Origin of the sequence: Actinotalea sp. Marseille-Q4924, from assembly GCF_916618755.1 — a bacterium.
Taxonomy (GTDB): Bacteria; Actinomycetota; Actinomycetes; order Actinomycetales; family Cellulomonadaceae; genus Actinotalea.
The window spans coordinates 258,485-282,004 of the sequence record NZ_CAKAKB010000003.1 but is presented as its reverse complement, the minus strand read 5'-3'; the positions used below and the strand labels follow the sequence as shown (position 1 = coordinate 282,004).

Genomic DNA, 23,520 nt, shown 5'->3' with positions numbered 1-23,520 from the left:
GGGGATCACTGTCCCGAGCGGCTGTTTCCCCGGACCTCCTGCGTCGTTACGACGCGGTGACGAACGGGGCCGCCGTGTGAACGTCTCGTTTCACGAACCGGACGCTCGCGTCCGGGTGGTGGACCGAGGCCTCCTCGTCCGGGCAGGAGGGCGGCGTGGCGCTCAGTCCTGCAGCAGGCCGTCGACGAACGCCTCGGGCTCGAACGGCGCCAGGTCGTCGGGACCCTCGCCCAGCCCCACCAGCTTGACGGGGACACCGAGCTCGCGCTGGACCGCCACGACGATGCCGCCCTTCGCCGTGCCGTCCAGCTTCGTCAGCACGATGCCCGTCACACCGGCGACCTCGCGGAACACGCGCGCCTGGTTCAGCCCGTTCTGGCCGGTGGTGGCGTCGAGCACGAGGAGCACCTCCCCGATGGGCGCACGGCGCGACAGCACCCGCGTGATCTTGCCCAGCTCGTCCATGAGACCCGCCTTGTTCTGCAGCCGGCCCGCGGTGTCGACGAGGACGACGTCGGCGCCCTCGTCCGCGGCGCGCCGGACGGCGTCGAAGGCGACGGCCGCGGGGTCGCCGCCGTCCTTCTCCGAGCGCACCGTCGGCACACCCACGCGGGCACCCCAGGTCTGCAGCTGGTCCGCGGCGGCGGCGCGGAACGTGTCGGCGGCGCCCAGCACCACGGAGCGGTTCTCGGCGACGAGGACGCGGGCGAGCTTGCCGACGGTGGTCGTCTTGCCCGTGCCGTTCACCCCGACGACGAGCACGACGGCGGGGTGCGGCGTGCCGTCGTCGGCGACACCGGGCGCGGTGCGCAGGGTGCGGTCCAGGGTGGGGTCGACGAGCTCGAGCAGCTGCTCGCGGAGCAGGTCGTGCACCGCCCCGGGCTCCCGGACGCCGAGGACCCGCACGCGCTCCCGCAGGCGGTCGACGAGCTCGGCCGTCGGGCCGGCGCCGACGTCGGCCAGGAGCAGGGTCTCCTCGATCTCGTCCCAGTCGTCCTCGGACAGGTGGTCCCGGGAGAGGACCTGGAGCAGCCGCGTGCCCAGCGGCGAGCCCGACCGGGCCAGCCGCTCGCGCAGACGCACCAGACGGCCGGCGACGGGCTCGGGTGCCTCCACCGCCGGGGCGACGGGTTCGGCCACCACCGCCTCGCCCGTGCTCACCTCGACGGTGGCGGTGGGGGCGGTGCCGTCGGTGGTCGGGGCGTGCTCCACGCCCTCGGCCGTCGTGGTGGGCGGCTCCGGGGTGCGGCCGCGGCGGGAGCGGAGCCCTACGACGCCGAGACCGACGACGAGCAGTGCGGGCAGGCCGTAGACGAGAAGATCGGTGAGGTCGTTCACGCGGGCAGTCTCTCAGGGTCGGGGCGGGTCCTCGACCCGCAGGGGCGGCTCGGGCACGACCCGCAGGGGCGGCTCGGGCACGACCCGCAGGGGCGGCTCGGGCACGACCCGCAGGGGCGGCTCGGGCACGACCCGCGGTCTCGGCTCAGCGACGGACGCGGTGCTGCACCTGCTGCACGCCGTCGACGACGACGCCCTGCGCCTTCTCGAGGGCGGCCGCGAGGCGGTCCGCCGTGACGTAGCCGTCCGGCACCGGACGGCCGACCCGGAACAGGTCGGTCACCGATGACTCGTCGTCATCCGTCCCGTCGGGCCCGTCGGCGCGCAGCGCACCCTCCAGGACGCCGGCGGCGCGGCGACGCAGCGAGCCCTCGGGCTGCCCGCCGCGCAGACCGGTCCATCGCTCCCGCGCGAGTCCGCCGCGCAGGGCGTCCCGCGCGTCGACGACGACCTCGCGAGCCGGTCGTCCGGCCGACGCGAGGGCGCTCATCACCAGGACGGCGAGAGCGACGACGACGGCGAGGGCGACAGGTGCGGCAACAGATCCCATGTCTGCGAGTATCGCCCGGACGACCGCCGGCGGGAGCCGTCCGCGCGTCGTGCGGCGTCGATCGTCACATCATCTCCACACGGCCTCCGGCCCGGAGCGGCTCGCGGCGGCACCCTCGTCGTCGGCGGCCGCGTTCGTCCGTCAGGGTCGCGCGTCCTCCCGCAGGCGCTGGCTGATGACCGTCGTGACGCCGTCCCCGCGCATCGTCACCCCGTAGAGGGCGTCGGCGATCTCCATCGTGCGCTTCTGGTGCGTCACGACGATGAGCTGGGAGTCCTCCTGCAGCTCCGTGAAGATGTCCAGGAGCCGGCCCAGGTTCGCGTCGTCCAGCGCGGCCTCCACCTCGTCCATGACGTAGAAGGGGCTGGGCCGGGCCTTGAAGATCGCGACGAGCAGGGCCACGGCGGTCAGCGACCGCTCGCCCCCGGACAGGAGCGACAGCCGCTTGACCTTCTTGCCGGCCGGACGCGCCTCGACCTCGATGCCCGTGGTGAGCATGTCGCCCGGCTCGGTGAGCACGAGGCGGCCCTCGCCGCCGGGGAAGAGGCGGGTGAACACCCGCTCGAACTGCACCGCCGTGTCGCGGTACGCCTCCGCGAAGACCTGCTCGACCCGCTCGTCGATCTCCTTGACGATCTGCAGCAGGTCGGTGCGCGACTTCTTGAGGTCGGCGAGCTGGGTGGACAGGAAGGTGTGCCGCTCCTCCAGCGCCGCGAACTCCTCCAGCGCCAGGGGGTTGACGCGGCCGAGGAGGGACAGCGCCCGCTCCGCCGCCCGCAGCCGCTTCTCCTGCTCGGCGCGGACGAACGGCACCGACTCGGCCGGCGCGTCCTCCGGTGCGTCGTCGTCCGGCTCGTCCGGCCCGTCGGCCCGCCCCCCGTCCGCCGCCCGGTCGCGGGCCGCCCGCAGCGCGTCCGCGCGGTCGCCCCAGACCGGGACGGGGGCGTGCGGGCCGTACTCGTCCAGGAGGACCTGCGGGTCCAGGCCCAGGTCCTCCACGGCACGGCTCTGCAGCTGCTCGATCCGCAGGCGCTGCTGCGCCCGCGCCACCTCGTCCCGGTGGGCGACGTCGGTCAGCTCGGCCAGCTCGGCGGCCCACCGGTCCACCTCCACCCGGACCGTACGCACCTGGCCGTCCCGCTCCGCCTGGGCCGCCTCGACGGCCTCCCGCTCACCGGTCGCGCGGCGCAGCGACTCCTCCAGCAGGACCAGCGCACGGTCCGCACCCGTGCGCACGGCGAGGGCCCGCCGGGCCTGCTCCGCCCTCTGCCGGGCGCGCTCGGCGGCCCGCTCCCGCGCCTGGCGCTCGGTCGCGGCCGCGCGCTCGAGGGACTGCGCGCGCCCGCTCAGCGCACGCGCCCGCTCCTCGCTGGTCCGCAGCGTCAGGCGCGCCTCGGTCTCGCGCGCACGCGCGGCCGACGCCTCGGCGGCGGTCCGCTCGCGCTCCGCCGCGGCCTCCTCGATCCTGTCGTCCGACTCCTCCGGGTCCCGCTCGGCGTGCTCCAGCCGCTCGGCGAGCTCGGCCAGCTCGGCCTGGTCGGCCGCGAGCCGCTCCCCCGCCGCCTCGAGGGACCGCTGCGCCCGCTCCACCTCGGCGCGGGCCGACCGCGCCACCGACCCGAGGTGCCCGAGCTGCTCGGCGACCGCGGCCAGCGCCGCGTCGGACTCGTGCAGCCGCTCCAGGGTGCCGTCGTGGTGCTCGCGCGCGGCGACCTCCGCGGCCCGCGCCGCCGTGAGCTCGAAGCGGGTGCGCTCGCCGCGCGCCACGGCGTCGGCGAGCCGGTCCCGGGCGTCGTCGAGGGCACCCTGCAGCTCCAGCGCCGACGGCGCGCTCGCCGAGCCGCCGGACGCCCGGGCCAGCCCGAGCAGGTCCCCGGCCCGGGTCACGGCGGTGAGGTCGGGGTGCTGCGTGACCAGGGCACGCGCGTGCGCGAGGTCCTCGACGACGACGACGTCGGCGAGCAGGACGCGCGCGGCGTGGGCCAGCGGGGGCGCGACCTGGACGAGGTCCAGGGCGGCGACCGCGCCCTCGGGCAGGGCACGGCCCTCCGTGGCGGCGGCCGGCACCTCCACGCCGCCCACGACGAGCGTCGCGCGACCCGCGTCGTCGGTGCGCAGGCGGCGCAGCGCGTCGACGGCGACCTCGACGGACTCGACCGCGACGGCGTCGGCCGCGGCGCCGAGGGCGGCGGTGATGGCGTCCTCGTAGCCGGCACGGACGCTCACCAGCGCGGCCACGGAGCCCAGGAGCCCGGGCAGGTCGTCGGTGGCGAGGAGCGCGCCCGCGCCGTCCTTGCGGACGAGGCTCATCTCCAGGGCCTCGACCCGCGCCGCCCAGGTGGCCCGGTCCTTGTCCGCGGCCTGCTCGGCGTCCTTGAGGCGCGACAGCTCGGCGACCGCCGCGTCCAGCGCCTCGACGGCCGCCTCGTGCTCGGCGTCGAGGCCCTCCTCGCCCTCCTCCGCCCCGGCGACCCGCGACTCCAGCGCGGCGAACTCGACCGTCGCCTCGTGCCCGCGCCGCTCCGCCTCCGCGACGGCCTCGCGGAGCCTGCCGATCTCGGCCTCTGCGGCCTCGACCCGGCTGCGGCGGGCGGCGACCTGGCCGGCGAGCCGGGCCAGGCCCTCGCGCCGGTCGGCGACGGCGCGCTGGAGCGCCGTGACCTGGCGTTCCGCCGTCCGCGCCGCCTCCTCGAGCTCCTGCCGCTGGGCGGCGGCGGCCTCGACCGCGGTGCGGGCGAGCTCGACCTCGCTCGCCAGCTCCGCCTCCGCGGCCCGCGCGCGCGCCGCCTGCGCCTCGAGGTCCTCGGGGTCGCGCCCGCCGGACGTCTCCTCGCCGGCGGAGCCGAGCAGCCGCAGGCGCTCCCCGGCGAGGGTCGAGACGCCGCGCAGCCGTTCGCGCACGGACGACAGGCGGTACCAGACCTCGCTCGCCTCGGACAGGGCGGGGGCCGCCGCCGCCGCCTCCGCCTCGAGCTGCGCCAGGCGGTGCCGGGCGGTCTGCAGCGCCGTCTCCACCTCCGCCCTGCGTGCCCGGACGGCGGTCTCGTCGGCGATCTCCTGCTCCAGGGTGGCCGTGAGCTGGGCCAGGTCGTCGGCGAGCAGCCGGGCACGGGCGTCGCGCAGGTCCGCCTGGACCGACTGCGCGCGGCGGGCCACCTCCGCCTGCTTGCCGAGCGGGCCCAGCTGACGGCGGATCTCGCTCGTGAGGTCGTTGAGGCGCGTGAGGTTCGCCTGCATCGCCTCGAGCTTGCGGAGCGCCTTCTCCTTGCGCTTGCGGTGCTTGAGGACGCCCGCGGCCTCCTCGATGAAGCCGCGGCGGTCCTCCGGCGTCGCGCGCAGCACCGCGTCGAGCTGGCCCTGGCCCACGATGACGTGCATCTCGCGGCCGAGCCCCGAGTCCGACAGGAGGTCCTGGATGTCGAGCAGCCGGCACGCGGAGCCGTTGATCGCGTACTCCGAGCCGCCGCTGCGGAACAGCGTCCGCGAGATCGTCACCTCGGTGTAGTCGATGGGCAGGGCGCCGTCGCTGTTGTCGATCGTCAGGCTGACCTCGGCGCGGCCCAGCGGCGGGCGCCCGGAGGTGCCGGCGAAGATGACGTCCTCCATCTTGCCGCCGCGCAGGGACTTGGCCCCCTGCTCCCCCATGACCCAGGCGAGCGCGTCCACGACGTTGGACTTCCCCGACCCGTTCGGCCCGACGACGCACGTCACGCCCGGCTCGAAGCTCAGCGTCGTCGCCGAGGCGAACGACTTGAACCCGCGCAGGGTGAGCGTCTTGAGGTGCACGCCGCGAGCCTAGGAGGTCCGGCGGCGGCCGACGCGCAGCCGCGCGGTGCCCGGGGGCGCCGTCGTCACGACAGGCCGGGGAACCAGAGCCCGATCTCGCGGCTCGCCGACTCCGGCGAGTCCGAGCCGTGGACGAGGTTCTGCACGACGCTCTCGCCCCAGTCCCGCCCGAGGTCACCGCGCAGCGTGCCGGGCGCGGCCGAGGTGGGGTCGGTCGCCCCCGCGAGGGAGCGGAAGCCCTCGATGGCGCGGTGCCCCTCCACGACGGCGGCGACGACGGGGCCCGAGCCCATGAACTCGACGAGGGGCGCGAAGAACGGCTTCCCTGTGTGCTCGGCGTAGTGCGCCTCGAGCAGCTCCGGGGCGGCGGTCCTCATCTCCAGGGCCGCGACGGTGTAGCCCTTCGCCTCGATGCGCCGCAGCACCTCGCCCACCAGGCCCCGACGGACGCCGTCGGGCTTGACGAGGACCAGGGTGCGCTCAGCAGCAGACGTCATGGCGCACACCCTAACCGCGTCAGGCGGGCCGCCCTCCCGCGTCCTCGGCGGCCGCCCGCTCGTCCCGCTCGCGGTCGATGCGCGCACCCAGGCGCAGGCTCCAGACCCACAGCACCACGAAGACGGCCGCGACGCCGAACATCAGCGGCACCACGAACCCGATCGCCACCATCGGCACCTGCAGGGCGGACCCGGCCACGTAGCCCGCCGGCCAGCGCAGCATCCCGGCGACGAGCACCATCGCGAGGGACAGGGTGCCCCCGACGACGAAGATCGCGACCGGGTCGCCCACGCGCAGCCCGAAGGCGACCAGCGTCGCGAAGAAGACGACGAACGCCTCCAGGACGAGCATCGTCGCGGCGAACTGACGCCGGGCCGACCGTCGCCGAGCAGCGGTGCCGCCCCGGGTCGCCGGCGCGGCCGCGTCGGGTCGCCCGCCCTCGGCGGACGGCGTGCCCGGTCGGCCCTGGCTGCTCACCGGCCCAGGGTATCCGGGCCGCGGGAGCCGTCGGCGCGCCGTCGCGGGTCGCTCTCAGACCTCGCCGAAGCCCGACTCGACGAGCTCGACGACGCGGTCGACCGCCTCCTGGGCGCCCGGGCCCGTCGCGGCCACGGAGATCTCCTGACCCCCGGTCGCCCCCATCGCCATGAGCTCCAGGACGCTCGCACCGTTGACGCCGTCGATCGTCAGCGGCACGCCCCCGTCGGCGACCGCGCGGGCCACCACGGCGGCGGGCCGGGCGTGCAGCCCGAGCGGGTTGCGGAGCGTCACCGTGCGGGTCACCCGACCGTCGCCGGCCGCGTCGTCGTCGGTCGGCGACGGCACGCCGGCCCCCGGCCCCGCCTCGTCCGCACCCCGTCCCGCGGTCGCCGTGGCGAAGAGCGCACCGGCCCGCTCGGCCGCGGCCAGGACGTCGTCGAGCCCGTCGCCCTGCTGCGCGGCCACGGCCGCCGCGACCGCGCCCTCGAGGAACGGCGCGTCGGCGAGCCGCACGCTGCCGACGACGTCCTCCTCGAGCGCCTCGAGCACGGACTCCGTGGTGAGGACGGCCGAGCCCAGGTCGGTCAGGACGACGGCGCCGTCCACGTCGCCTCCGGTCGCCGTCTCCACGGCCTCGAGGATCCGGGCGAAGTCCGTGCCGATCCCGTCGTCGATGCCGCCCGCGGGCAGGAGCGTGACGTCCGGCGCCATCTGCGCCGCGATCTCGGCGACCCCCTCGGCCGCCGCGCGGGAGTGCGAGACGAGGACGAGCGCGACCCGGGGCATCACGCCGCCCCGTCGGCGGCCGCCGCCGCGTCCGCCGCCGCGCGCAGGACGAGCGCCGAGGACGCGGCACCGGGGTCGCGGTGGCCGGCGCTGCGCTCGCCGAGGTAGCTGGCCCGGCCCTTGGTCGCGACGAGCGGGTCGGTGGCGACGGCGCCCTCCTCCGCTGCCGCGGCGGCCGCCGCGAGCACCTGCTCGGCGGAGGCGCCGTCGGCGGCGGCCTGCTGCGCGGCCGTGACCGCGGGGCTCCAGGCGTCCACCATCGTCTTCTCGCCCGGGTGCGCCTTGCCGCGGGCCACGATGCCCTCCAGCCCGGCCTCGAGCATGGCGACGACGCCCGCGGCGTCCAGCACGTCGGTGCCCGTCACCTTCGCGGCGCGCAGGTAGGCCGTCCCGTAGAGGGGACCGGCGGCCCCGCCGACGGTCGACATGAGCGTCGTGGCGACCGTCTTGAGGACGTCGCCCGGCTGGCCCGGCGGCTCGGTCGCCGCGTCGAGCTTGGCGACCACCGCGGTGAAGCCACGCTTGAGGTTCTCGCCGTGGTCGCCGTCACCGATCTTCCGGTCGAGCTCCACGAGGTAGTCCCGGTTCTCCAGGACGACCTGTGCGGTCCTGCGCACCCAGTCCAGCGCCCACGCCACGTCGAGGCTCATGACTCTCCTTCGTCGCTCGTCCGCCCGGACCGGGCGGTCCTCGTAGCGTGCCACGTGCGGGTGCCCCATCGCTGCCCCAGCGGGGCCCCACGATCGTGTCAACCGTGCTGGCCAGCGGCACGGCTCGCGGACGCAGGGCCGGTCGGACGGCCGACCGGCCCTGCGTCGCTGCGTCGAGCGCGCTGTCAGCGCACCTCCGTCACCGAGCGGTCACCACCGCAGCGCGGCCGTGTGGACGGGGGCGTCCCACAGCGCCGTCATCTCGTCGTCCAGGCGGAGGACCGTGACGGAGCAGCCCTGCATCTCCAGGGACGTCACGTAGTTGCCCACGAGCGACCGCGCGACCGTCGCACCGCGGCCCTCGAGGAGCCGGCGGGCCGTGCGGTACACGACGTACAGCTCCGACAGCGGCGTGCCGCCCATGCCGTTGACCAGGAGGAGCACCTGGTCGCTGCCACCCACGCCGAGGTCGTCCATGACCGGGTTCGTGAGCATCTCCGTGATCTCGTCGGCGGGCGCCATGGGGATCCGGCGGCGGCCGGGCTCACCGTGGATGCCGATGCCGATCTCGATCTCCGCCTCGGTGAGCTCGAAGCTCGGCGTGCCGGCGTGCGGGACCGTGCAGGCGCTCAGCGCCACGCCCATGCTCCGCACGTTGGCGTTGACGCGCTCGGCGATCTCGGCGACGGACGCGAGGTCGTCCCCGCGCTCGGCGGCGGCACCCGCGATCTTCTCGACCATGACCGTGCCCGCGACACCGCGGCGTCCCGCCGTGTAGAGCGAGTCCTCGACCGCGACGTCGTCGTTGACGATGACCGAGCGCACCTCGATGCCGTCGGCGTCGGCGAGCTCGGCGGCCGTCTCGAAGTTGAGGACGTCGCCGGTGTAGTTCTTGACGATGTGCAGGACCCCTGCACCACCGTTCGCGGCGACCGTCGCGGGGGCGATCGCGTCCGGCGTGGGGGACGTGAACATCGCACCGGGCACGGCGGCGTCGAGCATGCCGAGCCCGACGAAGCCGGCGTGCAGGGGCTCGTGGCCGCTGCCGCCGCCGCTGACGAGGCCGACCTTGCCCTGGACGGCACCGCCGGCGCGGCTGACGAAGATGGGATCGGTGTGGACCGCCACGAGGTCGGCGTGCGCCAGGCCGAAGCCCTCGACGGACTCGTCGACGACGCGGGACGGGTCGTTGATCAGCTTCTTCACGCTGGACTCCTTGTCAGCTCACGGAGGCACGCGGCGTCCTCGCCGCGCCCGCGGGACACCTCCGCCCCACGGCCGACCACGGCAGCGGGGTGGGGCCGGACGGAGCCGTCCCTGCGTGCCAGCATCGAAGACGCAGGTCAGAGGGTCAAGGGGATCGCGTGCGCCGCGGTTGCACATCCGTGCACGGCTACGCCTTCCCGAGCAGCGTCCGGGCCTCCGCGGCGAGCACGACCGAGCCCGTCACGAGTACCCCGGCGGCCGTCAGCGCCCCCTCGTTGCCGCCCTCGGCGACCTCGACCGCCCGGGCCACCGCCTCGTCCAGCCGCTCCGCGACGTGCACCCGGTCCTCGCCGAAGACGTCCACGGCCACCTGACGGAGGTCCTCCACGTCGAGCGACCGGGCGGACGAGGACCGTGTCACGACGACCTCCGCCAGGAGCGGCTCGAGGCCCGCGAGGATCTGCTCGGCGTCCTTGTCCTCCATGATCCCGACGACCCCGACGAGCCGCGAGAAGGCGAAGGCCTCCTCGACCGCAGCCACGAGGGCGTCCACCCCCGCGGGGTTGTGCGCGGCGTCCACCAGCACCGTGGGGGACGTGCGCACGACCTCCAGCCGGCCCGGGGACGTCACGTCGCCGAACGCGGCCTCGACCACGTCGCCCGCGAGCGCGCCGCCGGAGCGCAGGAGCGCCTCGGTCGCGGACAGCGCGAGGAGAGCGTTGTGCGCCTGGTGCGCGCCGTGCAGCGGCAGCGGGATGCCCGTGTAGAGACCGCCGGAGGTCCGCAGGTCCACGACCTGGCCGCCGACGGCGACGTGGCGCGTGACGACCTCGAGGTCGACGCCCTCCCGCAGGACGCGTGCGCCGCGCTCCGCAGCCGCCGCCAGCATCACGCCGTCGACCTCGTCGCGCTGCTCGGCGAGGACGAGGGTGCAGCCGTCCTTGATGATCCCGGACTTCTCGCCCGCGATGTCGACGAGCGCGTGCCCCAGCCAGCGCTCGTGGTCCATCGCGACCGGCGTGACGACGGCGACGTCCGCGTCGACCACGTTCGTCGCGTCCCAGACGCCGCCCATGCCGACCTCGACCACCGCGACGTCCACGGGTGCGTCGGCGAAGGCGGCGAGGGCCATGACTGTGAGCACCTCGAAGAAGCTCATGCGCGGCCCGCCCGCCGCGAGCGACTCGGTGTCGACCATGTGGACGTACGGCGCCACGTCCTGCCACAGCTCGACGAACCGCTCGGCGCTGACGGGCTCGCCGTCGATCGCGATGCGCTCGGTGACGCTCGTCAGGTGCGGGCTGGTGAACCGCCCGGTCCGCAGGCCGTGCTCCCGCACCAGCCGCTCGACCATCCGCGAGGTCGACGTCTTCCCGTTGGTGCCGGTCAGGTGCACGACGCGGAACGCCCGCTGCGGCTCACCGAGCAGGTCGCACACGCGGCGGACGCGGTCCAGCGTCGGCTCGAAGTCGTGCTCCGGGGCCCGGTCGAGGATGCCCGCGTAGACCTCGCGGAGCGCCATCTCCGCGGTCTCGTCCCCGCTGCCGGTCACGCCTGCACCTCGTCGACCTTCGCCACGGCCACGCGCGCCACGGCGGGCGCGTCGTCGGCTGCGGAGACGTCGACCTCGACGGCGAGGGTCTCGCGGGCGATCATCGCCCGGTGCTCCTCGACCGCCGGCACGCGCTCGGCCGGGACGGCGAGCGTGAGGCGGATGCGGTCGGAGACCTGCAGGCCCGCGGCCTTGCGCTCGTCCTGCACCACCCGGACGACGTCCCGGGCGTAGCCCTCCGCGCGCAGGGCGTCGTCCAGGCCGGTGTCCAGCAGGACCACGCCACCGTCGGCGAGGACGGCCGCGACGGTCGTCTGCTCGCCGTCGCCGGTGTCCGCCACGACGGTCGTCAGCTCGTACTCCGCCGGCTCGAGCGGCACCTCGCCGTCCGCCGTCCGCACGACGACGCCGCCGTCGGACTGCTCCCACTCCCCCGACCGCGCGGCCTGGATGACCGCCTGGACCCCGCGACCCAGACGCGGACCGGCGGCCCGCGCGTTGACCGCCAGGCGGGTCGTGACACCCAGGTCGGCGGGCCCGACCTCCGTCAGCGGCACGAGGGTGACGTGCTTGACGTTGAGCTCGGTGCGGATGAGGTCGGCGTACGGCTGCACGCCCTCGGGGTCCGAGAGCGCGAGGCCCAGCTCACGCAGCGGCTGGCGCACGCGCAGGCCGTGCGCCTTGCGCAGGCCGAGCGTCGTGGAGACGATCTCGCGGACCTGCTCCATCGAGGGCACCAGGTCGTCGTCGGCGACGAGGAGCGCGCCGAGCCCGGTGTCGGCACCGGACCCGTCGACGACCGCCGGCCAGTCAGCGAGGTGGACGCTGCGCCCCCCGGTCAGGCCACGCCAGATCTCCTCCGTCAGCAGCGGCGCGAGGGGCGCCATGACGCGGGTGAGCACCTCCAGCGCGGTCCACAGGGTGTCGAAGGCGTCGGCGTCCTCGGCCCAGAACCGGTCGCGCTGGGTGCGCACGTACCAGTTGGTGAGCATGTCGAGGTGCTCGCGCACCGTCTCGCACGCGCCGGCGACGTCGTACGCGTCCAGCTGCTGCTGCACGCGCGTGACGAGTCCGCGGGTGCGCGCCAGGAGGTAGCGGTCGAGCGAGCCGAGCCCGGCGACGCGCTCGGGGGTGAGGGGCTGCGCCACGTATCCGCGGCCGCCGTCGGCGGCGCCGGCGTAGAGCGTGAAGAAGTAGTACGTGCTCCACAGCGGCAGGTGGACCTGACGCACGACGTCGCGGATGCCCTCCTCGGTCACGAGGATGTTCCCGCCACGCAGGACGGACCCGGCCATGAGGAACCAGCGCATCGCGTCGGAGCCGTCGCGGTCGAAGACCTCGTTGACGTCCGGGTAGTTGCGCAGGCTCTTGCTCATCTTGCGACCGTCGGAGCCCAGCACGATGCCGTGCGAGACGCACGAGCGGAACGCCGGGCGGTCGAAGAGCGCCGTCGCGAGGACGTGCAGCGTGTAGAACCAGCCGCGCGTCTGGCCGATGTACTCGACGATGAAGTCGCCCGGGTAGTGGTGCTCGAACCACTCGGCGTTCTCGAACGGGTAGTGGACCTGCGCGAACGACATCGAGCCCGAGTCGAACCAGACGTCCAGGACCTCCGGGATGCGACGCATGGTCGAGGCGCCGGTCGGGTCGTCGGGGTTGGGCCGCGTGAGCTCGTCGATGAAGGGCCGGTGCAGGTCCGTGACCGGCACGCCGAAGTCGCGCTCCAGCTCGGCGACCGAGCCGTAGACGTCGATGCGCGGGTACGCCGGGTCGTCGCTCACCCACACCGGGATGGGCGTGCCCCAGTAGCGGTTCCGCGAGACGGACCAGTCGCGGGCGTTCTCCAGCCACTTGCCGAACTGACCGTGCATGATGTGCTCGGGCGTCCACTCGATCTGCTCGTTGAGCTCGACCATCCGGTCCCTGAAGTCCGTGACCTTGATGAACCAGCTCGAGACGGCCTTGTAGATGAGCGGGTTCTTGCAGCGCCAGCAGTGCGGGTACGCGTGGACGTAGGACGCCTGGCGCAGGAGCCGTCCGTCCGCGCGCAGCCGCTGGGTGATCGGCTTGTTCGCCTCGAAGACCTGCAGTCCCTCGAAGTCCGGCACCAGCGACGTGAACCGACCGCCGTCGTCGACGCTGAGCACCGTCGGGATGCCGACGGCCTCGCAGACCTCCTGGTCCGCCTCGCCGTACGCGGGCGCCTGGTGCACCAGGCCCGTGCCGTCCTCGGTCGTGACGTAGTCGGCCGGCAGGACCTGGAAGCCGTTCTCCATCCCGGGCCGGTCCAGGAGGTAGTCGAAGAGCGGTTCGTAGCGCACGCCCGCGAGCTCCGTCCCCTGCAGCTCGCGGACGACGGCGGCGCTCGCCTCGTCCGCGCTCGCGTAGCCGAGGTCCTTGGCGTAGCCGGGCAGGAGCTCCTTGGCGAGCAGGAAGTGCTCGCCCTGCAGCCCGCTCTGGGTGCCCTCGCGCGCCTCGGGCGCGACGGCGTGGGGCACCACGACGTAGGTGATGTCCGGCCCCGCGGCCAGGGCCGAGTTCGTGGGGAGGGTCCAGGGCGTCGTCGTCCACGCCAGCGCCCGGACGCCCGTGAGCCACAGGGCGTCGGCCTTCTCGCCCGTGAACGGGAACGTCACGGTCACCGTCTGGTCCTGCACGTCGGAGTAGACGTCGTCGTCCATCCGCAGCTCGTGGTTGGACAGCGGCGTCTGGTCCCGCCAGCAGTACGGCAGGACGCGGTAGCCCTCGTAGGCCAGGCCCTTGTCGTGGAGCTGCTTGAACGCCCAGATGACCGACTCCATGAACGGCAGGTCGAGCGTCTTGTAGTCGTTCTCGAAGTCGACCCAGCGCGCCTGGCGCGTGACGTAGGCCTCCCACTCGTCGGTGTACCTGAGCACCGACGCGCGGCACGCCTCGTTGAACGCCGCGATGCCCATCTCGTCGATCTGCGCCTTGTCGGTGATGCCGAGGACGCGCTCGGCCTCCAGCTCCGCGGGCAGTCCGTGCGTGTCCCAGCCGAACCGGCGCTCGACACGCTGCCCACGCATCGTCCGGTAGCGCGGGACGACGTCCTTGACGTAGCCGGTGAGGAGGTGGCCGTAGTGGGGCAGGCCGTTGGCGAACGGAGGGCCGTCGTAGAAGACGAACTCGTTGGCGCCGTTCTCACCCGCCGGCCGCTGCTCGACCGACGCGGCGAACGTCCCGTCCTTCTCCCAGTGGGCGAGGACGTCGCGCTCCAGGGCGGGCAGGTCCGGCGAGGCGGGCACGCTCACGGGGGCGCCGTTCTCGGCGGTCCGGTGCATCGGGTAGGCCACGAGGCTCCTCCACGGGTCCAGCACGGTGTGGGTCAGCTGACACATCGTGCGAGGACGACGTCCCGTCACCGGGTCACCGCGGTACCACCTCGCTTGCCGTCGACGCCGCCGCTCGGTCACCGTGCACGCACGACGTCCGGACGACGACGGCGGGGCCGCTCGTCGTGGGCTGTGACGGGCCCACCCGTCCGGTTCTACTGAGGCCGTCCGCCCGGGGGCGGGCGACCCGTTCTTCCGGAGGCTCGCCGGTGATGGCCGGGTCGACGCCTGTGACCGCCGATGCTACCCGCGCCGCGGCCCAGGGCCGCAACGGGTTCTTGCGGTTGACGCAGCGTCAAGTCCTACCGTGGACGCAGGACGGGACGGAGGGACCGCATGGGTACGGGAACGGGCACGAGAGCCGTGGCGCAGGAGTGGTCGATCCAGGAGGTGGCGCGCCTGACGGGCGTGACGAGCCGCACCCTGCGGCACTACGACAGCGTCGGGCTCCTGGCGCCGTCGTCCGTCGGTGACGGCGGGGTCCGGCGGTACGGCCGGCAGGAGCTGCTGCGCCTGCAGCGGATCCTCGTGCTGCGCGACCTCGGGGTGCCGCTGGCCACCATCCGCGACGCCGTCGGCGACGTCGGTGGACCGACGTCCGCCCTGGCCGCGCTGCGCGAGCACCGGGAGCAGCTGCGGCGCGAGGCGGACCGCCTCGCCCGGCAGGTGGCGTCCGTTGAACGCACCATCACCGCACTGGAGGAAGGAGGCCCGCTCGTGGCCGAGGAGATGTTCGACGGGTTCGACCACAGCTGGCACCGCGAGGAGGTCGAGCGCCGCTGGGGTGCACAGGCGTACGCCGACGGCGACGCGTGGTGGCGCGGTCTGGGCGAGGACGGACGACGCGAGTGGCAGGAGCGCAGCGCCGACCTCGGGCGCGACTGGGCGGAGGCGGCGTCGTCGGGGGCGGACCCGGCCGGGGAGCGAGGGCAGCGGCTGGCCGCTCGCCACGTCGGCTGGATGGGGAGCATCCCCGGCACGCCCGGCCACGGCGGCGGGCGTCCCGATCCGGGGTACGTGCTCGGGCTCGCGGACATGTACGTCGCCGACCCGCGCTTCGCCGCCCACTACGGCGGGGAGGCGGGCGCCACGTTCGTCCGCGACGCGCTGCGGGTCCACGTCGCGGCGTGGTGAGGCGGCGGGTCGGGGCTCCCCCAGCGTGCCCCGACCCGCCGCGTCCGGCGCTCAGGCCTCGACGAGCTCCTCGAGCGTCGAGGCCACGGACCGCGCGCCGAGGTTCGCCCCGCCGCGGTACCGGGCCGCGGGGTGCGTGTCGGGCACGCGCGCCCGGCCGGCGCCGAAGAGCCGCTCCCGCAGCGTCGCCTCCTCGTACCGCGTGCGGTACAGCCCCCGCCGCTGGAGCTCGGGCACGACCAGGCCGACGAAGTCCTCGGCCGTCCCGGGCGTGAGGAACTGCCGCAGGTTGAAGCCGTCGAGGTCGGTGGCGGCGACCCACTCCTCGATCGCGTCGACGACCTGCGTGGGCGTGCCGACCGCGAAGAACGGTCCCCGGTCGAAGCGGGTGACCTCGCGCAGCGCGTCCCCGACGGTGCCGTCGGCGCGGTGGAACCGCGCCTGCCTCGTTTGGTCACGTCCCGCAGCCGCCTCGGCCGCCAGGACGTCGCTCATGAGCGTGTCCGGCGGGTAGGCGGCCAGGTCCACGCCGCCGCCACCGGCATGGGCGAGGTGGCCCTCGGCGCGGGAGAGCAGGGCGAACTCGTCGGCCTTGCGCTCGGCGTCCTCACGCGTGCGCCCCACGATGACGACGGCCATCGCGTACGTCCGGACGTCGTACGGGTCCCGCCCGTTCGCGACGGCCTGCCGGCGGATGTCGGCCACGGTGTCGCGGTAGGACGCCAGGTCGTACCCGCCGACGAAGACGCCCTCCGCGTGCCGCGCGGCGAACGCCCGGCCCGCCGGGGAGGAGCCGGCCTGGAAGATCACCGGCGTGCGCTGCGGCGAGGGCTGCACCAGGTGCGGGCCCGCGACGGAGAACCGCTCCCCGACGTGGTCGACGTACCGCACCTTCGACGGGTCGGTGTAGACGCGGTGGTCGCGGTCCCGCACCACGGCGTCGTCGTCCCAGGAGCCCTCCCAGAGCTTGTAGAGCACGTCGAGGTACTCGTCCGCGATGGCGTACCGGGTGTCGTGCTCCACCTCGCCCGCGAGCCCGAAGTTCCGCGCGGCGTTGGGCAGGTACGACGTGACGACGTTCCAGCCGAAGCGCCCCTTCGTGAGGTGGTCCAGGGTGCTCGCCCGGCGCGCGAACGCGAAGGGCGGCTCGTACGTCGTGGAGAAGGTCGCCGCGAAGCCGAGGTGCTGCGTCACCGCCGCCATGGCGGGGATGACGAGCAGGGGGTCGTTGCTCGGGATCTGCACCGCCTCCCGCAGGGCCGTCTCCGGACCGCCCCGGTAGCCGTCGTAGGCGCCGATGACGTCGGCGAGGAAGACCGCGTCGAACAGCCCCTCCTCCAGCAGCCGGGCCTCGGACGTCCAGAAGTCCAGGTCGTTGAACCGGTGCCGGGTGTTGTCGGGATGGACCCACAGGCCGTGCGAGATGTGGCCCACGCAGTTCATCTCGAAGAGGTTGAAGCCGATCGGCCGCGGCTCGCGGCGAGGGGAGGCGCCTACCGCCTCCGTCGTGGTGACGGACATACTTCTCCCTGCGTGATGGACACCGGCCCTCGGGGCGGTGGACGTGCCCGCCGGCGGCAACCGGCGGGGAAGGTGCCGGGCGGACGGACCGCGTCCGCCCGGCACCGGTTCGGGTCAGCCCTGGACGACGCCCGCGAGCTGCGGCTGCCCGACGGCGGCCGCCCGGGACGGGTGGCCCGCGCGCGGACGCGTCTGCCCCTCGCCGAAGAGCCGCTCACGCAGCGTCTCCCCCGGCGTGTACGCCGTGCGGTAGCGCCCGCGCCGCTGGAGCTCGGGGACCACGTGCTCCGTGAAGTCGGCGAAGGTCCCGGGCGAGAGGTGCTGGATGAGGTTGAGCCCGTCGGCGTCGGTGCCGTCGACGAGCTCCTCGATCCGGTCCGCGACCTCCTGCGGCGTCCCGGCGATGAAGCGCGGGTCGTTCTCCGGGCGCGACAGGTGCGAGACGAGCTCACCCACCTTCTTGCGCTCCGACCCCTCGGACCACATCCGCTCGAAGGTCTGCATCGCGTCACCCCCGCGGTACTCGAGGTAGGCGTCGACGTCGTCGCCGGACAGGTCGATGCCGGCCCAGCCGCTGAAGAGGACCAGGTGCCCCTCCAGGTCGCGGAACTGCTGGAGGACGGCGAGCTTCTCCTCCACCTCCGTGCGCGTCGCGCCGACGACGACCTCTGCTCCGACGAACGCCTTGACGTCGTCGGGGGCGCGGCCGGCCTCGACGGCGAGGCGACGCAGGTCGGCGATCTCCTCCCGGCCCTGGACGTCGTCGCGCGGGAGGAGGAACACGGCCTCCGCGTGGCGGGCGGCGAAGGACTTGCCACGGCTCGACGTGCCCGCCTGGTAGAGGACGGGGGTCCGCTGCGGCGACGGCTCGGCCAGGTGGGGCCCTGCGACGGAGAAGTACTCGCCCTCGAACCCGATCTCGTGCACCTTGTCCGGGTCCGTGTACACGGCGTTCTCCGTGTCGAGGACGACCGCGTCGTCCTCCCACGAGCCCTCGAGCAGGCGGTAGACCACCTCCAGGTACTCCTCGGCGATGGCATACCGGTCGTCGTGCTTGATCTGCTCGCTGAGGCCGAAGTTGCGCGCCGCGTCCGGCAGGTAGCCCGTGACGATGTTCCAGGCCAGCCGGCCGCGGGTGAGGTGGTCCAGCGTCGAGAGCCGCCGGGCGTGGCCGAAGGGCGGCTCGTACGTCGTGGTGGAGGTCACCGCGAAGCCGAGGTGCTCCGTCACCGACGCCATCGCCGACACGACGAGCGACGGGTCGATGTTCGGGACCTGCATCCCGGCGCGCAGCGCGGCCCGGCGCGACCCGCCGTAGGTCGTGTAGGTCCCGACGACGTCGGCCAGGAAGACCGCGTCGAACAGGCCACGTTCGAGGACGCGGGCCAGGTCGGTCCAGTAGCCCAGGTCCTTGTACTGCGTGCGCCGGTTGCCCGGCACGCGCCACAACCCGTGGTTGATGTGGCCGGGGGTGGCCATCTCGAACGCGTTCACGTGGATCTGCTTCGTCATGATGATCTCTCTCGTGCTCGTCGGGGACGGGTCTGCCCGGTGGTCGCTCAGGCCGGGGTCGCCAGGGCGACCGGCAGCTCGTGCTCGGCCTCCCGCAGCGCCACCCGGAACGCGTCGGCGGTGCGGGCGACGCACGCCCGCGTCGACTCGTCGGCGAGCAGCGGGCCGCCCGAGGTGTGGTCGATGTGCTGGTCGAGGACGAACCGCCCCGTGGTGATGTGACCGGCACCCAGCGAGACGAGGACGGGGCGCAGCGAGTAGTCGATGGCCAGCAGGTGCGCGACCGTGCCTCCGGTGGCGAGCGGCAGGACGACCTTGCCCTCCAGGGCGCGCTGCGGCAGGAGGTCGAGGAAGACCTTGAGCAGGCCGGAGTAGGACGCCTTGTAGATGGGGGTGGCCACGATGACGCCGTCGGCCGCGAGCACCGCCTGGACCGCGTCGACGATCCGCGGGTGGGAGGTGTCGGCCGCGAGCAGGGCCGCGGCAGGCAGGTCCCGCAGGTCCAGGACATGGACGTCGTGCCCGGACAGGACGAGCTCGTCGGCGACGTGGTGGGCCAGGGCGGAGGTGCGGGACGTGATGGAGGGTGATCCGGTCAGGACGAGGACGGAGGCCATCGTCGTTTCTCCTTCGGACGGGCGCGCGGCAACGCGCTCGGGCGGGTGGGTCCTCGGGCGCGACAGCGCGCCGGGACGGACGGACCGTGCCGGGGCGCGGCGTCGTCGGTGGCGGCTGCGGGCGAGCGTGAGCGCAGGCGGGCAGGGTGACGACGCCGCGGACGGCAGGGCTCCCCGCAGGGGCGCGGTGCGCGGACCTACGGGGCGAGGCGGGAACCGCGAGTCGTCACCGCGTGCGGCCGTGGCCGGTGCGGTGACGTCGGGGGGCGGGCGCAGGCGCCGGGAGCGTCGTCAGCAGGCCGTGCGACGGCCGCCGGGCTCCGGTGGCGTGGTGTCGGTGTGTGGCGACGACTCAGCGCTGGTCCGCGGTTCCCACGGGCATGCACATTCGTGCCGCGACGACGTCGCGGTGCACGGTCGGCTGCCGGTGGGAACGCATGTGACGAACAGTGGCAGGCCGACCACGACGCGGGAAGCCGCGTCCCATCATGTGAGCCCGAGCGGGGGCTCAGCGCACGGCGTCGTCCACGAGGCCCAGCACCTCGTCGTACGCGGCCAGTGCCTGCTCGACCTCGGCGGCCGTGACGACGCACGGCGGCACGACGTGGATCCGGTTGTCCGCGGTGAAGGGCAGGACGCCGCGAGCGACCAGCTCGGTCCTGACCGTCCCCATGACGGCGGCCGGGACGGGCTCCCTGGTCGTCCGGTCGGCGACGAGCTCCAGCGCCCAGAACACCCCCATGCCGCGGGCCTCCCCCACCGACGGGTGGCGCTCGGCGAGCGCCTGCAGGCCCGGGGCGAGCACCTCCGCGCCGATGCGCGCGGCGTGCTCCACGACGCCCTCGTCCTCCATCGCCTCGACCGAGGCCACGATCGACGCCGCCGCGAGCGCGTGCCCCGAGTACGTCAGGCCGCCGGGGAACACCCGCTCGTCGAAGGTCGCCGCGATCTCGTCGGAGATGATGACGCCGCCCACCGGGACGTAGCCGGAGTTGACCCCCTTGGCGAACGTGATGAGGTCCGGCCGCACTGCCCAGTGGTCCCGGGCGAACCAGGCGCCGGTCCGGCCGAACCCGGCCATGACCTCGTCCAGGATCAGCATGATGCCGAACCGGTCCGCGAGCGCTCGGACGCCCGCGAGGTAGCCCGGCGGCGGGACGAGGACGCCCGCGGTCCCGGGGACCGTCTCCAGCAGGATCGCGGCGACCGACCCGGGCCCCTCGGACTCGATGACGCGCTGGAGGTGGTGCAGCGCGCGGGCCGCCTCCTCCTCGGCCGTCGTGGCCCAGAACTCCGTCCGGTACAGGTACGGCCCGAACACGTGGACATGGCCGGTCGCGTACTCGTTGGGGATCCGCCGCCAGTCACCCGTCGCGACGACCGCCGCTCCGGTGTTGCCGTGGTACGACCGGTAGGTCGAGATGACCTTGGTCCGGCCCGTGTGCAGCCGCGCCATGCGGATCGCGTTCTCGTTCGCGTCGGCGCCGCCGTTGGTGAAGAAGACCTTCGACATGCCGGACGGCGCGTGCCGCAGGACCGCCTCCGCCGCCCTCCCGCGGGAGATCTCCGCGTGCGGCGGCGCGACCATGGGCAGCCGGGCGGCCTGCTCCTGGATCGCGGCGACCACCCGCGGGTGGCAGTGACCGATGTTCATGTTGACGAGCTGGCTGGAGAAGTCCAGGTAGCGGCGGCCCGTCTCGTCCCACACGACGCTGCCCGAACCGCCGGCGAGGGTCAGCGGGCTCAGCGCACCCTGCGCCGACCAGGAGTGGAAGACGTGCGCCCGGTCCAGCCGCAGCGCCTCACCGGGGTCGCTCGCACCGCCGGCCCCGGTCGTGCCCCCGGTACCGCCTGCCTCGTCGACCGCGTGGGTCATCTGTGCCGCCTCCTGGTCGTGCGGGCGAGCCCCGTCGCGCGCCCCACCGCAGTATGCCGCCCGCGCCGGCGCGCCGGGAGAGGGCCGTGGCGGCGCCGCCAAGATCACCCGACCCCCCGCGCCGGTGGCAGGATGGCCCCATGGCGACGACCCTGTGGCTCACCGGCGACGACGCGGCGGACCGGCTCCTCACGGAGGACCCGTTCGCCCTCCTCGTGGGCATGCTCCTGGACCAGCAGGTCGCGATGGAGACGGCCTTCGCGGGGCCCGCGAAGATCGCGGACCGCATGGGGCGCTGGGACGTCCGCGCGATCGCCGACGCGGACCCCGACCGGTTCGCCGCGCTGTGCGCCGAGCCGCCGGCGGTCCACCGGTACCCCGGGTCGATGGCCGCCCGCATCCAGGCCGTGGCCCGGGCGGTCGTCGACGAGCGCGACGGTGACGTCACACGGCTGTGGGGCGAGGGCGACCCGGACGCCCGCGAGGTGCTGCGGCGCCTCAAGGCCCTCCCGGGCTTCGGGGACCAGAAGGCCAGGATCTTCCTCGCCCTGCTCGGCAAGCAGCGCGGCGTCACGCCGGCGGGGTGGCGGGAGGTGGCCGGCGACTACGGTGCCGCGGACGTGCACCGCTCCATCGCGGACGTCACCGACGCCGATTCCCTGATCAAGGTCCGCGAGACCAAGCGTGCCGTCAAGGCCGCCGCCCGCACCGCGAAGGCCTGACCGGCGGCCACCGGGCTCGTTCAGTCCTCCGCCGCAGCGGCGCCGGCCGCACGGACGCCGGCCTCGTAGCCGGCGTCGTGCCCCTCCGCCCAGCCCGCCCGGTACCCCTCGCGCCGGCCCTCCTCGTGCGCCTCGGCGCTGCCGAGCCGGAAGAGGTCCTCCTCGGAGGGCCGGACGAGCACCCGGGCGCCGGGGCCGTCGTCGTCGGTCACGGACCCGCCGAGCCCGCGGACGACGGCGACGGGACGGCCCTCCGCCTTCCCGCGCACCAGCTCGGTGGCCGCGGCCACCTCGTCGGCGAGCGCCGTCACGGTGACCGAGAGCGGCCTGCCGTGCGCGTCGAGACCGCCTCGCAGGTCCAGCAGGGGGGGCAGCCCCGCGACACCGATCGCCATGTCCGTGAGCCCGTCCCGCCACGGGCGCCCGGCCGTGTCGCTGAGGACGACGGCGAGCCGCACGCCGAGGCGCTCCTGCAGCCCCCGCCGCAGCCGCGACGCCGAGGCATCGGGGTCCTCGGGGAGGAGCAGCACCGTGCCGTCGGGGGTGTTCGAGGCGTCGACACCGGCCGCGGCCATGACCAGGCCGAGGCGGTTCTCCACGATCCGGAGCGCAGGCGTGCCGTCGGGGCGCGCGCGCGTCGCGACGACCCGGACGGTCTCCGCCGTGATCGCGTCCTCCCGGTCCGCCGCCTGGACCACGCGGCCCTCCGCCTTGGAGACGATCTTGCTCGTGACGACGACGACGTCGCCGTCCTCCAGCCCGCCGTCGGCCGCCAGGAGGTCGCCGACGCGGGCGACGAGGTCGTCACCCGGCGCGACCTCCCCCATCCCGCCGGGAGCCCACACCAGCAGCCGTGCGGGGCCGCCCGCCTGCGCGCCGCTCACCGGGTCAGCGCGGGCAGGACGTCGCGGCCGAACACCTCGATCCACTCCCGCTGGTTGCGTCCGACGTTGTGCAGGTAGATCCGGTCGAACCCGAGGTCGACGTACCGCTGGAGAGCGGCGCGATGCACGTCCGGGTCCGCGGAGACGACCATCCGGCCTGCGAAGTCCTCGGGGCGCACGAGCCGCGCCATCTGCTCGAAGTCCGACGGGTTGCGCACGTCCGCCTTGGGGAAGCGCATGCCGCCGTTGGGCCACTCGCGCAGGGCGTTGGCCATCGCCTCCTCGTCCGTGGCCGCCCAGGACAGGTGGACCTGGAGGACCCGGGGCATCGTCGCCGGGTCGCGGCCCACCTCCCGCGCGCCCTCGTCGAAGCGCGCGAACAGGTGGGCGATCTTCTCCGGCGGCGCGCCGACCGTGATGAGTCCGTCGGCGTGACGCCCGGCGCGCCGGGCGGTGACCGGCCCGGCCGTGGCCACGAGGACGTCCGGCGCCTCGTCCGGCATGGTCCACAGCCGCGTCGACTCCAGCCGGTAGTACGTGCCCTGGTGCTTGACGTCCCGGCCGGCGAGGGAGCCCGTGAAGAGCTTGCGGATGATCTCCAGGGCCTCGAACATCCGGTGGATCCGCTCGGGCGCCTCCGGCCAGTAGCCGCCGACGACGTGCTCGTTGAGCGCCTCGCCGGAGCCGATGCCGAGCCAGTGGCGACCGGGGTACATCGCCGCGAGCGTCGCCGACGCCTGGGCCACCATCGCCGGGTGCCAGCGGAACGTCGGAGCCGTCACACCGGGACCGAGGTCACCGGTCGTGCGCTCCCCGAGCGCAGCCAGGACGTTCCAGACGAAGGAGGACTGCCCCTGCGCCGGCACCCACGGCTGGAAGTGGTCCGCTGCCATGACCCCGGAGAACCCGTGCTGCTCCGCCAGCACCGCCAGCTCCAGCACCTCACGCGGGTGGATCTGCTCCAGCGCCGCCGCGTACCCCACGGTCAGAGCCACCGCGCACCACCCTCCGCGTCCGTGCCGTGCCGGCCGGAGCCGGTACCTCGTCGTCGGCCG

The 23,520-nt window shown here is 74.6% G+C and carries 18 protein-coding genes; 2 read left to right on the top strand and 16 right to left on the bottom strand.

Annotated features, from left to right (window positions below; all coding sequences use genetic code 11):
• Nucleotides 1–162: 162 nt before the first annotated feature.
• The 10 genes from ftsY to ileS form a co-directional block, all read right to left on the bottom strand.
• Complete coding sequence (ftsY, locus tag LG379_RS08015; protein ID WP_225754059.1) at nt 163–1,338, bottom strand: signal recognition particle-docking protein FtsY; 1,176 nt, start codon at nt 1,336–1,338, stop codon at nt 163–165.
• Nucleotides 1,339–1,483: 145 nt separating this feature from the next.
• Complete coding sequence (locus tag LG379_RS08010) at nt 1,484–1,888, bottom strand: hypothetical protein (RefSeq protein ID WP_225754058.1); 405 nt, start codon at nt 1,886–1,888, stop codon at nt 1,484–1,486.
• Between the two features lie 141 nt (nt 1,889–2,029).
• The gene (gene smc / locus LG379_RS08005; protein WP_225754057.1) at nt 2,030–5,674 is read right to left on the bottom strand and encodes a chromosome segregation protein SMC; all 3,645 of its coding nucleotides are present in this window, start codon (nt 5,672–5,674) and stop codon (nt 2,030–2,032) included.
• Between the two features lie 65 nt (nt 5,675–5,739).
• On the bottom strand, nt 5,740–6,171 hold the full coding sequence (ndk, locus tag LG379_RS08000; RefSeq protein WP_225754056.1) for a nucleoside-diphosphate kinase: 432 nt from the start codon (nt 6,169–6,171) through the stop codon (nt 5,740–5,742).
• A 19-nt stretch (nt 6,172–6,190) separates the two neighbouring features.
• Nucleotides 6,191–6,649, bottom strand: a complete 459-nt coding sequence (locus LG379_RS07995; RefSeq protein ID WP_225754055.1) for a DUF4233 domain-containing protein — start codon at nt 6,647–6,649, stop codon at nt 6,191–6,193.
• 54 nt (nt 6,650–6,703) lie between these two features.
• Entirely contained in the window at nt 6,704–7,438 is a 735-nt protein-coding gene (gene dhaM, locus LG379_RS07990; RefSeq protein WP_225754054.1) for a dihydroxyacetone kinase phosphoryl donor subunit DhaM, read from the bottom strand.
• Nucleotides 7,438–8,088 carry a dihydroxyacetone kinase subunit DhaL gene (gene dhaL / locus LG379_RS07985; protein ID WP_225754053.1) on the bottom strand — a complete coding sequence of 217 codons (651 nt, stop codon included), beginning with the start codon at nt 8,086–8,088 and terminating at the stop codon, nt 7,438–7,440. Before dhaL ends, dhaM begins: the two co-directional genes overlap by 1 nt.
• A gap of 210 nt (nt 8,089–8,298) precedes the next feature.
• Nucleotides 8,299–9,294 carry a dihydroxyacetone kinase subunit DhaK gene (dhaK, locus tag LG379_RS07980; protein ID WP_225754052.1) on the bottom strand — a complete coding sequence of 332 codons (996 nt, stop codon included), beginning with the start codon at nt 9,292–9,294 and terminating at the stop codon, nt 8,299–8,301.
• A gap of 187 nt (nt 9,295–9,481) precedes the next feature.
• A complete protein-coding gene (locus LG379_RS07975) occupies nt 9,482–10,816 on the bottom strand; it encodes a folylpolyglutamate synthase/dihydrofolate synthase family protein (protein WP_225754896.1) in 1,335 nt (444 codons plus the stop codon).
• A gap of 26 nt (nt 10,817–10,842) precedes the next feature.
• Nucleotides 10,843–14,205, bottom strand: a complete 3,363-nt coding sequence (gene ileS, locus LG379_RS07970) for an isoleucine--tRNA ligase (RefSeq protein ID WP_370634471.1) — start codon at nt 14,203–14,205, stop codon at nt 10,843–10,845.
• Nucleotides 14,206–14,535: 330 nt separating this feature from the next.
• Here ileS and LG379_RS07965 point away from each other — a divergent pair, with 330 nt between their 5' ends.
• Nucleotides 14,536–15,333 carry a MerR family transcriptional regulator gene (locus LG379_RS07965; protein ID WP_225754051.1) on the top strand — a complete coding sequence of 266 codons (798 nt, stop codon included), beginning with the start codon at nt 14,536–14,538 and terminating at the stop codon, nt 15,331–15,333.
• A gap of 51 nt (nt 15,334–15,384) precedes the next feature.
• Here LG379_RS07965 and LG379_RS07960 read toward each other — a convergent pair whose 3' ends face one another.
• The 4 genes from LG379_RS07960 to LG379_RS07945 form a co-directional block, all read right to left on the bottom strand.
• Nucleotides 15,385–16,854: an LLM class flavin-dependent oxidoreductase gene (locus tag LG379_RS07960; RefSeq protein WP_225754050.1), complete on the bottom strand. Its 1,470-nt coding sequence runs from the start codon at nt 16,852–16,854 to the stop codon at nt 15,385–15,387.
• Between the two features lie 114 nt (nt 16,855–16,968).
• Nucleotides 16,969–18,366, bottom strand: a complete 1,398-nt coding sequence (locus tag LG379_RS07955) for an LLM class flavin-dependent oxidoreductase (protein WP_225754049.1) — start codon at nt 18,364–18,366, stop codon at nt 16,969–16,971.
• Nucleotides 18,367–18,413: 47 nt separating this feature from the next.
• A complete protein-coding gene (gene ssuE / locus LG379_RS07950; RefSeq protein ID WP_225754048.1) occupies nt 18,414–18,983 on the bottom strand; it encodes an NADPH-dependent FMN reductase in 570 nt (189 codons plus the stop codon).
• Nucleotides 18,984–19,491: 508 nt separating this feature from the next.
• Entirely contained in the window at nt 19,492–20,859 is a 1,368-nt protein-coding gene (locus LG379_RS07945) for an aspartate aminotransferase family protein (protein ID WP_225754047.1), read from the bottom strand.
• 140 nt (nt 20,860–20,999) lie between these two features.
• Between LG379_RS07945 and LG379_RS07940 the strand changes: the two genes are divergently transcribed.
• Nucleotides 21,000–21,581: an HhH-GPD-type base excision DNA repair protein gene (locus LG379_RS07940; RefSeq protein WP_225754046.1), complete on the top strand. Its 582-nt coding sequence runs from the start codon at nt 21,000–21,002 to the stop codon at nt 21,579–21,581.
• 20 nt (nt 21,582–21,601) lie between these two features.
• On the opposite strand, the gene cofE is transcribed toward LG379_RS07940, so the two are convergent.
• Nucleotides 21,602–22,408: a coenzyme F420-0:L-glutamate ligase gene (gene cofE / locus LG379_RS07935; RefSeq protein ID WP_225754894.1), complete on the bottom strand. Its 807-nt coding sequence runs from the start codon at nt 22,406–22,408 to the stop codon at nt 21,602–21,604.
• Nucleotides 22,409–22,461: 53 nt separating this feature from the next.
• On the bottom strand, nt 22,462–23,460 hold the full coding sequence (locus LG379_RS07930) for a TIGR03557 family F420-dependent LLM class oxidoreductase (protein ID WP_225754045.1): 999 nt from the start codon (nt 23,458–23,460) through the stop codon (nt 22,462–22,464).
• Nucleotides 23,461–23,520 lie beyond the last annotated feature (60 nt).

What these genes read in the sequence shown, in the direction of transcription:
- dhaM (WP_225754054.1), bottom strand. Translation starts at nt 7,438, where the DNA reads ATGCCCCGGGTCGCGCTCGTCCTCGTCTCGCACTCCCGCGCGGCGGCC.
- cofE (WP_225754894.1), bottom strand. Translation starts at nt 22,408, where the DNA reads ATGGGGGAGGTCGCGCCGGGTGACGACCTCGTCGCCCGCGTCGGCGAC.
- LG379_RS07945 (WP_225754047.1), bottom strand. Translation starts at nt 20,859, where the DNA reads ATGACCCACGCGGTCGACGAGGCAGGCGGTACCGGGGGCACGACCGGG.
- LG379_RS07965 (WP_225754051.1), top strand. Translation starts at nt 14,536, where the DNA reads ATGGGTACGGGAACGGGCACGAGAGCCGTGGCGCAGGAGTGGTCGATC.
- ssuE (WP_225754048.1), bottom strand. Translation starts at nt 18,983, where the DNA reads ATGGCCTCCGTCCTCGTCCTGACCGGATCACCCTCCATCACGTCCCGC.
- LG379_RS07975 (WP_225754896.1), bottom strand. Translation starts at nt 10,816, where the DNA reads ATGGCGCTCCGCGAGGTCTACGCGGGCATCCTCGACCGGGCCCCGGAG.
- dhaL (WP_225754053.1), bottom strand. Translation starts at nt 8,088, where the DNA reads ATGAGCCTCGACGTGGCGTGGGCGCTGGACTGGGTGCGCAGGACCGCA.
- LG379_RS08010 (WP_225754058.1), bottom strand. Translation starts at nt 1,888, where the DNA reads ATGGGATCTGTTGCCGCACCTGTCGCCCTCGCCGTCGTCGTCGCTCTC.
- LG379_RS07960 (WP_225754050.1), bottom strand. Translation starts at nt 16,854, where the DNA reads ATGTCCGTCACCACGACGGAGGCGGTAGGCGCCTCCCCTCGCCGCGAG.
- ileS (WP_370634471.1), bottom strand. Translation starts at nt 14,205, where the DNA reads ATGTGTCAGCTGACCCACACCGTGCTGGACCCGTGGAGGAGCCTCGTG.
- ndk (WP_225754056.1), bottom strand. Translation starts at nt 6,171, where the DNA reads ATGACGTCTGCTGCTGAGCGCACCCTGGTCCTCGTCAAGCCCGACGGC.
- LG379_RS07955 (WP_225754049.1), bottom strand. Translation starts at nt 18,366, where the DNA reads ATGACGAAGCAGATCCACGTGAACGCGTTCGAGATGGCCACCCCCGGC.
- LG379_RS07940 (WP_225754046.1), top strand. Translation starts at nt 21,000, where the DNA reads ATGGCGACGACCCTGTGGCTCACCGGCGACGACGCGGCGGACCGGCTC.